The sequence below is a fragment of the Dietzia sp. B19 genome (genome assembly GCF_014145155.1).
In the GTDB taxonomy this organism is placed as follows: Bacteria; Actinomycetota; Actinomycetes; order Mycobacteriales; family Mycobacteriaceae; genus Dietzia; species Dietzia natronolimnaea.
This window is the reverse complement of sequence record NZ_JAALED010000089.1, coordinates 1-11788: the sequence shown is the minus strand read 5'-3', so window position 1 is coordinate 11788 and position 11788 is coordinate 1. Positions and strand designations below refer to the sequence as shown.

At 68.5% G+C, this 11788-nt stretch carries 14 protein-coding genes; all 14 read left to right on the top strand.

Going from position 1 to position 11788, the window contains the following annotated elements; all coding sequences use genetic code 11:
• Window positions 1-619 (top strand): HemK/PrmC family methyltransferase (locus G6020_RS03585; RefSeq protein WP_182609680.1); only part of this gene is annotated, 619 nt, incomplete at its 5' end.
• Complete coding sequence (locus tag G6020_RS03580) at window positions 616-1269, top strand: L-threonylcarbamoyladenylate synthase (RefSeq protein ID WP_179525557.1); 654 nt, start codon at window positions 616-618, stop codon at window positions 1267-1269. The genes G6020_RS03585 and G6020_RS03580, both read left to right, overlap by 4 nt.
• A 15-nt stretch (window positions 1270-1284) precedes the next feature.
• Window positions 1285-2445 (top strand): MraY family glycosyltransferase, encoded by a 1161-nt coding sequence (locus tag G6020_RS03575; protein ID WP_179525556.1) that lies wholly within the window; start codon window positions 1285-1287, stop codon window positions 2443-2445.
• Window positions 2446-2455: 10 nt separating this feature from the next.
• The gene (locus G6020_RS03570; protein ID WP_179525555.1) at window positions 2456-2902 is read left to right on the top strand and encodes a hypothetical protein; all 447 of its coding nucleotides are present in this window, start codon (window positions 2456-2458) and stop codon (window positions 2900-2902) included.
• Window positions 2903-3170: 268 nt separating this feature from the next.
• Complete coding sequence (gene atpB / locus G6020_RS03565) at window positions 3171-3896, top strand: F0F1 ATP synthase subunit A (RefSeq protein WP_241730641.1); 726 nt, start codon at window positions 3171-3173, stop codon at window positions 3894-3896.
• A gap of 100 nt (window positions 3897-3996) precedes the next feature.
• Complete coding sequence (locus G6020_RS03560; RefSeq protein WP_182609679.1) at window positions 3997-4236, top strand: ATP synthase F0 subunit C; 240 nt, start codon at window positions 3997-3999, stop codon at window positions 4234-4236.
• 31 nt (window positions 4237-4267) lie between these two features.
• Entirely contained in the window at window positions 4268-4843 is a 576-nt protein-coding gene (locus G6020_RS03555) for a F0F1 ATP synthase subunit B (RefSeq protein ID WP_182609678.1), read from the top strand.
• A gap of 14 nt (window positions 4844-4857) precedes the next feature.
• Entirely contained in the window at window positions 4858-5676 is an 819-nt protein-coding gene (locus tag G6020_RS03550; protein WP_182609677.1) for a F0F1 ATP synthase subunit delta, read from the top strand.
• 105 nt (window positions 5677-5781) lie between these two features.
• A complete protein-coding gene (atpA, locus tag G6020_RS03545; RefSeq protein WP_179525552.1) occupies window positions 5782-7422 on the top strand; it encodes a F0F1 ATP synthase subunit alpha in 1641 nt (546 codons plus the stop codon).
• Window positions 7423-7476: 54 nt separating this feature from the next.
• The gene (locus G6020_RS03540) at window positions 7477-8463 is read left to right on the top strand and encodes a F0F1 ATP synthase subunit gamma (protein ID WP_182609676.1); all 987 of its coding nucleotides are present in this window, start codon (window positions 7477-7479) and stop codon (window positions 8461-8463) included.
• Between the two features lie 3 nt (window positions 8464-8466).
• Window positions 8467-9915, top strand: a complete 1449-nt coding sequence (atpD, locus tag G6020_RS03535; RefSeq protein ID WP_107747342.1) for a F0F1 ATP synthase subunit beta — start codon at window positions 8467-8469, stop codon at window positions 9913-9915.
• A 9-nt stretch (window positions 9916-9924) separates the two neighbouring features.
• Window positions 9925-10296, top strand: coding sequence for a F0F1 ATP synthase subunit epsilon (locus tag G6020_RS03530; protein WP_179525551.1), 372 nt, complete (start codon window positions 9925-9927; stop codon window positions 10294-10296).
• Between the two features lie 59 nt (window positions 10297-10355).
• Window positions 10356-10805 carry a DUF2550 family protein gene (locus G6020_RS03525; protein ID WP_182609675.1) on the top strand — a complete coding sequence of 150 codons (450 nt, stop codon included), beginning with the start codon at window positions 10356-10358 and terminating at the stop codon, window positions 10803-10805.
• Between the two features lie 54 nt (window positions 10806-10859).
• Entirely contained in the window at window positions 10860-11540 is a 681-nt protein-coding gene (gene nucS, locus G6020_RS03520) for an endonuclease NucS (RefSeq protein WP_182609674.1), read from the top strand.
• Window positions 11541-11788 lie beyond the last annotated feature (248 nt).

The window sequence follows — 11788 nt, the reverse complement described above, 5'->3', positions numbered from 1 at the left end:
CCTCCGGCCTCCGGGCGTCGGACCGGGCCCGGTCGTCGTGGACCTCTGCGCCGGTAGCGGCACGCTGGCCCTCGAGATCGCCCACGCCAGGCCCGACGCGCAGGTCCACGCAGTCGAACTTCACGAGAGCGCGCTCGGGTGGCTCCGGCGCAACGCCGCCGAGCGGGTTGCGGCGGGGGACACCCCGGTGGTGGTCCACGCGGGTGACGCCACGGACCCCGACGTCCTGGCGGGCCTGTCGGGCAGGGTCGACGCGGTGGTGTCCAACCCGCCGTACATCCCACGGTCCGACGAGCTCCCGGTGGACGTGCTCGGGCACGAGCCGTCGACCGCACTGTTCGGGGGAGATGACGGCCTCGCCGTCATCACGCCGCTCGTCGGCGTCGCGGCCGGCCTCCTGGTGCCGGGTGGGCACCTGGCGGTGGAGCACGACGACACGACCGGCGCCGAGGTCGCGGCGGTGGTCTGGGCACAGGGATGCTTCGGTACCGTGGAGCAGCACACCGACCTCGCCGGACGCCCGCGCTTCGTCACCGCGACGAGACTCGACCGTCCAGGCGGCGATCATCACGACGACGACGAGGTCGACCCGAGAGCCCGGAAGGGGATCACCCGGTGACCATCACCTACGACTGCACCGAGGACACCGGTCGGGAGGTCGGCCTCAGTTCCGCGGCCGGCGCACTACGTGCCGGTCGGCTCGTCGTGACCCCCACGGACACGCTCTACGGCATCGCCGCCGACGCCTTCGACCCGGACGCCGTCACCCTCCTGCTCTCGGCCAAGCGTCGCGGCCCGGACATGCCCGTCCCCGTCCTGGTGGGATCCTGGGAGACCATCGACGGCCTGGTCGTGAGTACTTCGGCGACCGCGCGCGACCTCATCCGCGCCTTCTGGCCCGGAGGTCTGAGCCTGATCGTGCACCAGGCGCCGTCACTGAACTGGAATCTCGGGCACACCCAGGGCACCGTGATGCTCCGGATGCCGCTGCACCCGGTCGCGATAGAGCTCCTGCGGGAGGTCGGCCCCCTCGCCGTCTCCAGCGCCAACGTCTCAGGTCAACCCCCGGCCACGACGGTCGCGCAGGCGCGTGACCAACTCGGCGACTCGGTCGCGGTCTACCTGGACGGCGGCCCCTGCGCGGTGGGGGAGCCCTCGACGATCGTCGACCTCACCGGACCCGCCCCCCGGATCGTCCGGGAGGGGGCCGTGAGCGCGGAGCGTGTCGGGGAGGTCCTGGGGACCGACCCCGCGGCCCTGCGTGGCTGACCGGGTGGTCTGACCGTGGGAATAGGGGTGCCGTTCCGCGAGCTCCTGCTCATCGCGGTGACGGCCGGCCTGGTCACCTTCGTCGTCACGGGTCTGGTCAGGGGAGTGGCGCCGGCGATCGGGGGCCTGGCCTATCCCCGCGACCGGGACGTGCACGTCGTGCCGACGCCCCGCCTCGGCGGGGTCGGCATCTTCACCGGGATGCTGGTCGCGGTCTACCTGGCCGCGCAGCTCCCGGCTCTCAACCGGGCGTTCCCGCCGTTCGCCCCGGACGTGGAGGCGACGATCATCGCGGGCGGGGTGATCGTGCTGGTGGGGATCGTCGACGACATCCTCGGTCTCGGAGCGGTGACCAAGCTCGCCGGTCAGGCGGCAGCGGCCGGCGTCCTGGTGGCCATGGGCGTCTCGTGGACGTTGGTGTACATCCCGTTCGGGGACGGCAACATCCTCGTCCTGGACCAACTCCAGGCGGGGTTGCTCACGGTGGTCTTCACCCTGACGATCGTCAACGCGATGAACTTCGTCGACGGCCTGGACGGCCTCGCCGCCGGGCTCGGCGCCATCGCGGCCATGGCGATCTGTGTGTTCTCCGTCGGGATCATGCTCGACCAGGGCGGCACCGTCGGGGCGTACCCCCCGGCACTCGTCACCGCGGTCCTGGCCGGGGCGTTGCTGGGTTTCCTGCCCCACAACTTCCAACCCGCCCGGATCTTCATGGGCGATTCGGGTTCGATGCTGATCGGCCTCGTCCTCGCCGCGGCCTCCACCAGCGCGTCCGGGAAGATCTCACAGAGCCTGTACGGGCCGCAGGAGATGATCGTCCTGCTCTCGCCGATGATCGTGGTCGCGGCCGCCATGTTCGTTCCGATGCTCGACCTCGTCCTGGCGGTGATCCGCCGGGTCGGCGCCGGCCGCAGTCCGTTCGCCCCCGACAAGATGCACCTGCATCACCGCCTGCTCGACCTCGGTCACTCCCATCGGCGGGTCGCTCTGGTCATCTACGCATGGGTCTCCCTCATCGCGTTCGGTGCGGTCGGGGCGACGATGCTCCCCACCGAGGTGATCGTCCCGCTCGCGGCCGCCGGACTCATCGCGGTCCTCGCCGCCACCCTGGTCCCGCGCCTGAGGAGTTCGAGGGGTGAGCGCGACACGAACGGGCCGATCGGTCCCCGCTAGGCTGCTCGCCATGACGGACATCCCCGCGACACCCGCGCAGCCCGCCGAAAGCCCACACACAGCCGGCCTCCGCAAGGCGGTGCGGCTCGGCGCGGTGGCGCTCGTCGTGCTCACCGTGATCAGCGCGGCGGCATGGACCGCCGTCGACGGGACCCCCGGGCTGTGGGGTGCGCTGATGGGCGCCGCGGTGGGCGGCGCGTTCGTGCTCACCACTGCGATCGTGGTCATCGCCACGGCCCACTCGGCGCCCCAGACGACCGCGGCCGTCGTCCTGGGGACCTGGCTGGTCAAACTCCTCGCCGCCATGGGGGTCGTGGCGGCGCTCTCCCGATTCGACTTCTACTCGCGGCCCGCCTTCGCCGTGACCGTCATCGCCGCTCTGATCGTGGTCCTGGCGGGGGAGACGTGGGCGGTCCTCAAGACCCGGGCTCCGTACGTGGAACCCGATGCCGGCTGACGGGTCCCCCTGTGACACCGGCCCGAGACCAGGGTGTTATCCTCATCTGCGGTGAGACGAGCACGTCACCGGGCTGCACCACGGCCCGAGGCGGTCGCGCGGAATCCCAACTCGGCCGCGAACACCGGGCCACTCGTACCGAACGCGCTCGGGCGTACGTCGCCCAACACGACCAGGGGAGAACACACTGAGTACCACGCTTCTGGCCTTCAAGGGCGAGTTTCACCCCCCGAACATTGACTACGAGTTCTTCCCTGCCGATCAGTGGCTGACCGGATTCGCCGGTGACGCGTTCGTGCTGGACCGGCTCATGATCATCCGTCTGCTCATGACCGTGGTCCTCCTGGGCTTCTTCATGCTCGCCATGCGGAACCCCAGGTTGGTCCCCCGCGGGGTCCAGAACTTCGCCGAGATCTGCCTGGACTTCGTCCGGGTCCATATCGCGGAGGAGATCCTGGGGAAGGAGCAGGGACGCCGTTTCCTGCCGATCATCGCGACGATCTTCTTCGCGGTGTTCGCGATGAACCTGCCCACGATCATCCCGGGACTCAACATCTCGCCGAACGCCAGGATCGGCTTCCCGCTGATGCTCGCGCTGCTGGGCTACCTGACCTTCATCTACGCCGGTTCCAAGAGATACGGGTTCGCGAAGTTCATCAAGGCGAGCGTGGTGATCCCGGGGCTTCCTCCGGCTCTGCACATTCTGGTCGTCCCGATCGAATTGGTGTCGACGTTCATCCTCCGCCCGGCCACGCTGACCATCCGTCTCATGGCCAACATGTTGGCGGGGCACCTGATCATCGTCCTGCTGTTCAGCGCCACGAACTTCTTCTTCTGGCAGTTCAACGGCTGGACGCTGCTGGCGGTGGGCACCTCGCTGCTGTCGGTCGCCTTCACGCTGTTCAAGCTGTTGGTGCTGTTCCTCCAGGCGTACATCTTCGCGCTGCTGGTCTCGGTGTACATCGACCTCGCGCTCCACGCGGAGAGCCACTAGAACCCGGGCCGTCAGGCCTGACACGACCACCCGTCAACCCGACAATTCACGTCCGACCGGAGCGGGAAAGCCCGCGCCGGCCATCTGAAAGGGAAACCCCATGGACATCGTCACTCTCGCCCAGGCCACCGAGTCGACCGTGAGGGGCTACGGCGCGATCGGCTACGGCCTCGCCGCCATCGGCCCCGGTATCGGCATCGGCATCCTCGTCGGCAAGACCGTCGAGGGAATGGCACGTCAGCCCGAGATGGCCGGCACCCTCCGTACCACGATGTTCCTCGGCATCGCCTTCACCGAGGCGCTCGCCCTGATCGGTATCGTCGCCGGCTTCCTGTTCTGATCGACGACCACCGACCTCGTAGGGACGCACCATGAACAACGTCATCGCCATCTTGGCGGCCGAGGGTGGAGAATCACTCCCCCTGGAGGACAGCCCCAACCCGCTGATTCCTCCGCTGTATGACATCGTCTGGTCGCTCATCCCGCTCGCAGTCATCCTGTGGCTCTTCTGGAAGTTCATCCTCCCGAAGTTCCAGCAGGTTCTCGACGAGCGTTCCGAGCGCATCGAAGGCGGTCTGCGTCGTGCCGAGCAGACCCAGGCCGAGGCGAAGGAGGAGCTGGCCAAGTACAAGGCCCAGCTCGCCGAGGCGCGCAGCGAAGCGGCCAAGATCCGCGACGACGCGCGTGCCCAGGGTCAGCAGATCCTCGCGGACATGAAGTCCGAGGCGCAGGCGGAGAGCGACCGCATCGTCGCCGCGGGCAACCAGCAGCTCGCCGCGCAGCGCCAGCAGATCATCGCGGAGCTCCGCAGTGACCTGGGTCGTCAGTCCGTGGATCTCGCGGAGCGGCTCATGGGTGAGCAGCTGTCGGATCCGGTCCGGCGTTCGGGCACCATCGATCGCTTTCTGGCAGACCTCGACCGGGTCCCCGGCGCGGGCAAGAACTAAGGGAAGTGGAGCCGATGCACGCAGCGAGTCGCGAAGCGCTCGACCAGACCCGGGACGAACTGGAGCAGACCCTGGCGGCGAACCCGTCCGGGGGAGCGACCGGCGCGAAGGTGGGCCAGGAACTCTTCGAGGTCGTGCGCGTCCTCGAGGACAACCGCGCCCTCCGGGTGTCCGTGGCCGACACCGCGGCCCCGGTGGAGGCCCGACAGGACCTGGTCCGTGGGGTGTTCGGGTGGAAGGTCGACCAGACCACCCTCGATCTGCTCCTCGCTGCGGTGTCCCGTGACTGGTCCAACCCGCGTGAGTTGCGGGAAGGCCTGATCCGGCTCGGCCGGGAGGCGCTCCTGCGTTCGGCGGACCAGCAGGGCCAGCTCCAGGCCGTCGAGGACGAGCTGTTCAGGCTCGGCCGCATCGTCGCCGGGGATCCGCAGTTAGAGCAGCTCCTCGCTGACCGGACCGCGGAGGCGGGAGCCAAGCGGGGGCTTCTCGCGGAGGTCCTGTACGGCAAGGTCACCGCGGTGACCGAGGCTCTCGCCTCGCAGGCGGTGGACCGCCCGTCCGGCATGCCCGCGGACGACATCATGGAGATCTCGACCCAGGCCGCGGAGCTGCGCGGGCGCTCCGTGGCGGTGGTGACCAGCGCCGAGCCGTTGACCAAGCAGCAGTCGGATGAGCTCCGGGCTCGCCTGGCCACGCTGTACGGGCGGGAGATCGCCATCCACAACGACGTCGATCAGGCACTTCTGGGCGGCGTTGTCGTCCGCGTCGGCGACGAGATCATCGACGGTAGCGTGGCAGGACGGCTCGACGCGATGCGTCGTTCCCTCCGCTGACCGGCCGGTCCGGCACAAGACGAGCTGCGACTCGGCCGTGTTCCAGCGGTGGCGGCTCAGGTACACACCCATAAAGCACATCCCGACTTTGAGAGCAGGAATGACATGGCGGAGTTGACGATCTCCTCCGAAGAGATCCGCAGCGCGATTGCGAATTACACCTCGACCGTTTCGACCGACGCGACGAAGGAGGAGGTCGGCGTCGTCGTCGACACCGGTGACGGCATCGCGCACATCAGCGGACTCCCTTCGGCGATGGCCAACGAGCTGCTGGAGTTCCCCGGCGGGATCCTCGGTGTCGCACTGAACCTCGAGGACCGCGAGATCGGTGCGGTCATCCTCGGTAACTTCGACGAGATCGCCCAGGGCCAGGAGGTGCGCCGCACCGGGAACGTCCTCTCCGTCCCCGTCGGCGACGGCTTCCTCGGCCGCGTCGTCAACCCGCTCGGCAAGCCCATCGACGGCCTCGGCGACATCGAGTCGGCCGGTACCCGCGCCCTCGAGCTGCAGGCACCGTCCGTGCTCGAGCGTCAGCCCGTCGAGGAGCCGATGCAGACCGGCATCAAGGCCATCGACGCCATGACGCCGATCGGCCGCGGCCAGCGCCAGCTGATCATCGGTGACCGCAAGACCGGCAAGACCGCGGTCTGCATCGACGCCATCCTCAACCAGAAGGCCAACTGGGAGTCCGGCGACAAGAGCAAGCAGCTCCGGTGCATCTACGTCGCCATCGGGCAGAAGGGCTCCACCATCGCGGGCGTCAAGGCGACGCTCGAGGAGCACGGCGCGATGGAGTACACCACCATCGTGGCGGCCCCGGCCTCCGACTCGGCCGGCTTCAAGTGGCTCGCGCCGTTCACCGGCTCGGCCATCGGTCAGCACTGGATGTACGAGGGCGCCCACGTCCTGGTCGTGTTCGACGACCTGTCCAAGCAGGCCGACGCCTACCGTGCGATCTCGCTGCTGCTGCGCCGCCCGCCGGGTCGTGAGGCCTACCCGGGTGACGTCTTCTACCTGCACTCCCGGCTGCTCGAGCGCTGTGCCAAGCTCTCCGACGAGATGGGCGGCGGCTCCCTGACCGGCCTGCCGATCATCGAGACCAAGGCCAACGACGTCTCGGCGTTCATCCCGACCAACGTCATCTCCATCACCGACGGCCAGGTCTTCCTCGAGTCCGATCTGTTCAACCGCGGTGTGCGCCCGGCGGTCAACGTCGGTATCTCCGTTTCGCGAGTCGGCGGCGCCGCCCAGACCAAGGGCATGAAGAAGGTCTCCGGTTCGCTGCGTCTCGATCTGGCCGCGTACCGCGACCTCGAGTCCTTCGCGACCTTCGCCTCCGACCTGGACGCGGCGTCCAAGGCCCAGCTCGAGCGCGGGCAGCGTCTGGTGGAGATCCTCAAGCAGGACCAGAACTCGCCGGTCGCCGTGGAGGACCAGATCGTCTCGATCTACCTCGCCGGCGAGGGCTTCTACGACACCGTGCCCGTCGAGGACGTCCGTCGGTTCGAGGGCGAGCTGCTCGAGAGCCTGCGGCACTCCGCTGCCGACGTCTACAGCCAGATCGACGGCGGGGCGGCGCTCTCCGACGAGTCCAAGGCGACGCTCGAGGCCAAGACCAACGAGTTCAAGGAGGGCTTCGTCGCCTCCGACGGTTCGCGGGTGGTCAACGAGCCCGAGGCCGAGGCGCTCTCGGAGGACGAGATCGACCGTGAGACGCTGACGGTCACCAAGAAGAAGAAGGCCTGAGGCCTGCGATGACAGCCATCCGAGTCAAGGCCGAGAGGAGAGTGATCTGACGCAATGGCGAACATGCGTGAACTGCGCGACCGGATCAAGTCGGTCAATTCGACCAAGAAGATCACCAAGGCCCAGGAGCTGATCGCCACCTCGCAGATCTCCAAGGCCCAGGCGAGGGTCGCGGCGGCCCAGCCGTTCGCCGATCAGATCACCGCCATCCTGACCGACCTCGCCAGTGCGTCGTCGGTCCAGCACCGGATGCTCAACGAGCCGGAGGACGCCAGGCGTTCCGCCGTGCTCGTGGTGACCTCGGACCGCGGGATGTGTGGTGGCTACAACCACAACGTCCTCAAGGAGGCCGCCGAGCTCATCGCGTTCCTCGAGGACGCCGGCCGCGAGGTCGACATCTACGTGCTGGGCAACAAGGGCATCGTGTACTACACGTTCCGCGAGGTGGAACTCGCCGGTTCGTGGCAGGGACACTCCCAGAAGCCCGACTACCAGGAGGCCCGTCCGGCCTTCCAGCTCCTGTCCGCCGCCTTCGCGGCCGGCGGCGCGGAGACGTTCGACGCGACGGAGTTCCTCGGGAGCGACTATCCCGGGGACACCACCCGCAAGGGCGTCGACGAGGTCCACATCGTCTACACCCAGTTCAAGTCGATGCTCACGCAGACCCCGCGTGCGCGGCGACTGGCCCCGATCGAGACCCGCGTCGAGATCGAGGAGCTGGATCTGGGCGAGGACTACATGGATTCGCCGGAGACGGAGTTCAAGCCGGAGGTCACCTTCGAGCCCGATGCGGACACTCTGCTCGACAACCTCCTCCCGAGGTACATGTCGACGAGGGCGTTCGCGTCACTGCTCGAGTCGGCGGCGTCGGAGTCGGCGGCTCGCCGCACGGCAATGAAGTCGGCGACGGACAACGCGACCGAACTGGTGGAAGGCCTGAGCCGCGAGGCCAACCAGGCCCGCCAGGCACAGATCACCCAGGAAATCAGCGAGATTGTCGGTGGCGCTGGTGCGCTCGCCGCTAGCGCAGGAAGTGACTAAGCAATGACCACAGCTGTTACCGATCAGAGCACGACGGGCACGGCCGGTCTCACCGGTCGGGTCGCCCGCGTCCTGGGTGCGGTCGTCGACGTGGAATTCCCGCGTGGCGCCCTCCCGGCCCTCTTCAACGCACTCACCACCGAGATCACACTCGAGGCCGTCGCCAAGACGGTCACCTTCGAGGTCGCCCAGCATCTCGGCGACAACATGGTGCGCTGCATCTCCATGCAGTCCACCGACGGACTCGTCCGCGGCGCGGAGGTCGTCGACTCGGGCAAGCCGATCTCGGTGCCCGTCGGCGACGTCGTCAAGGGCCACGTCTTCAACGCCCTCGGCGACTGCCTCGACGCCCCCGGCACCGGCCGGGACGGCGAGCAGTGGGGTATCCACCGCGAGCCGCCCGCCTTCGACCAGCTCGAGGGCAAGACCGAGATCCTCGAGACCGGTGTGAAGGTCATCGACCTCCTCACCCCGTATGTCAAGGGTGGCAAGATCGGCCTCTTCGGTGGTGCCGGTGTCGGCAAGACCGTGCTGATCCAGGAGATGATCACCCGTATCGCCCGCGAGTTCTCCGGTACGTCGGTGTTCGCCGGCGTCGGCGAGCGCACCCGCGAGGGCACGGACCTGTTCCTCGAGATGGAGGAGATGGGCGTCCTCCAGGACACGGCCCTGGTGTTCGGCCAGATGGACGAGCCGCCGGGGACGCGTATGCGCGTCGCGCTCTCGGCTCTGACCATGGCCGAGTACTTCCGTGACGTGCAGGGCCAGGACGTCCTGCTGTTCGTGGACAATATCTTCCGCTTCACGCAGGCGGGTTCCGAGGTCTCGACCCTTCTCGGTCGCATGCCGTCCGCCGTCGGTTACCAGCCGACCCTCGCGGACGAGATGGGCATGCTGCAGGAGCGGATCACCTCGACGCGGGGTCGATCCATCACCTCGCTCCAGGCGATCTACGTCCCCGCCGACGACTACACCGACCCGGCGCCGGCCACCACGTTCGCGCACCTCGACGCCACCACGGAGCTGTCCCGCTCGATCGCGTCGAAGGGCATCTACCCCGCGGTGGACCCGCTCACCTCGACCTCCCGGATTCTCGAGCCGGGCATCGTCGGGGAGGAGCACTACCGGGTGGCGCAGCAGGTCATCCAGATCCTGCAGAAGTACAAGGAGCTGCAGGACATCATCGCCATCCTCGGTATGGACGAGCTCTCCGAGGAGGACAAGGTCACCGTTCAGCGTGCCCGTCGCCTCGAGCGCTTCCTCGGCCAGAACTTCCTGGTCGCCGAGAAGTTCACCGGCCAGGTCGGCTCGGTCGTCCCGCTGTCGGACACCATCGAGGCCTTCGACAAGCTGTGCAAGGGCGAGCTGGACCACCTCCCGGAGCAGGCGTTCAACGGTATCGGCGGTCTGGACGACGTCGAGGCGGCCGCCAAGAAGCTCTCGGGGAAGTGACCGCTGACCATGGCTGACATCGAGGTCGAGTTCGTCACGGTCGAGCGTCGTTTCTGGTCCGGTACCGCCACCATGGTGGTCGCCAAGACCACCGAGGGCGAGATCGGAATCCAGTCCGGGCACGAGCCGTTGCTCGGCGAGCTGGACGCCGGTGGCACCGTGACGGTCTACACGGACGAGGGCAAGAAGGTCGCCGCGGTGCAGGGCGGGTTCCTCTCCGTGACGGCGAACAAGGTCAGCATCCTCGGCGAGACCGCGGAGTGGTCGGAGTCCATCGACCGCGGCGAGGCCGAGCGCGCGCTGTCCGAGGCAGGCGACGACCAGGCGGCTGCCGCAGCCGCACGCGGTCGGCTCCGCGCGGTCGAGAAGGCCGGCGCCTAGCAGTACGGAACGGTCCGCCCGTGACCTGACGGCCGCGGCCACCGGAAGGGGTTGAGCAGATGGCGATCACCGGGATCATTCTCGGTGTCGTCGTGCTGCTCGTCCTCGCCCCGGTGGTCGCGGCCGTCGTCTATCGACTGGTGGTCGTGCGCAGGGACTCCACCTCGGTCCTGGTCAAACGGGACGGGGGAGACGCGTGGCGTCACGGAGCCGTCCGCTACTCCGACACCGACCTGGCGTTCTACCGGTTGTTGAGCGTGAGGTTCGGGGCTGACGTCCGTCTCGACCGCAGAAGCCTCGAGTTGGGGCCCCGCCGTCAGCCGACGGGGCACGAACTCGACGTCGCCGAGTCGGGGGAGCTCATCGTGTCCTTCTCCGGCCACGATCGCAGGGGTGGGATCAGGGAGGGCGAGATCTGCGTGGGGCCCGCCGAGCTGACCGCACTGCTGGCGTGGGTGGAGGCCTGCTCGACCGATCAGGTCCGCTCTCCGGCCCGCCGTCGGCGCTGACAGCCCTACAGGGCCCTGAGGGCCGTCCGGCACATCCCGATTCCAGGAGGAACCGTGCGTCTCGTCGTCGCCACCTGTCAGGTCGACTACGTCGGCCGTCTGACGGCCCACCTGCCCATGGCACCCAGGCTGCTGCTGGTCAAGGCGGACGGGTCCGTCAGCGTGCACGCCGACGACCGCGCGTACAAGCCGCTCAACTGGATGACGCCACCCTGTTCGTTGGTCGAGCAGGAGCACCCGGATGACCCCGGACACCAACTCTGGGTTGTCGAGAACAAGGCCGGCGAACAGCTCCGGATCACGCTCTCCGAGGTCCACCACGACTCCCGGCACGAGCTCGGTGTGGACCCCGGGCTGGTGAAGGACGGTGTCGAGGCTCATCTCCAGGAGTTGCTGGCCGAACACATCGAGACCCTGGGGCCGGGATACAGCCTGGTCCGCCGCGAGTACATGACCGCGATCGGTCCGGTCGACATCCTGGGGCGGGACGCCGACGGCGTCACCGTGGCGGTCGAGATCAAGCGTCGAGGCGAGATCGACGGCGTGGAGCAACTCACGCGGTATCTGGAACTGCTCAATCGCGACCCGCTGTTGTCTCCGGTCAGCGGGGTGTTCGCCGCCCAGGTGATCAAGCCGCAGGCCCGGACCCTCGCCGAGGACCGCGGCATCCGGTGCGTGACCCTCGACTACGACTCTCTCCGTGGGATCGAGTCGACGGACCTGCGGCTGTTCTGAGGGCGGGGACCGGGTGCCGAGACGTCACAGACGCGCGGGGACGGGCCGTCCGGCGCCCCGGCGGGAGGGGCCGGGTGGCGGTGCGCTCGAATCCGGCCCGTCGGGTGACCCGGATGACTACCACGTCCGGCGCGTCCCCGGATCGCGCGCCGGTAAGGACTACCGTTGCCCGGGATGCGACCAGGTGGTCCCCGCCGGGACCCCACACGTGGTGGCGTGGCCGGACAGGCCGGGGGGCGACGACGAGC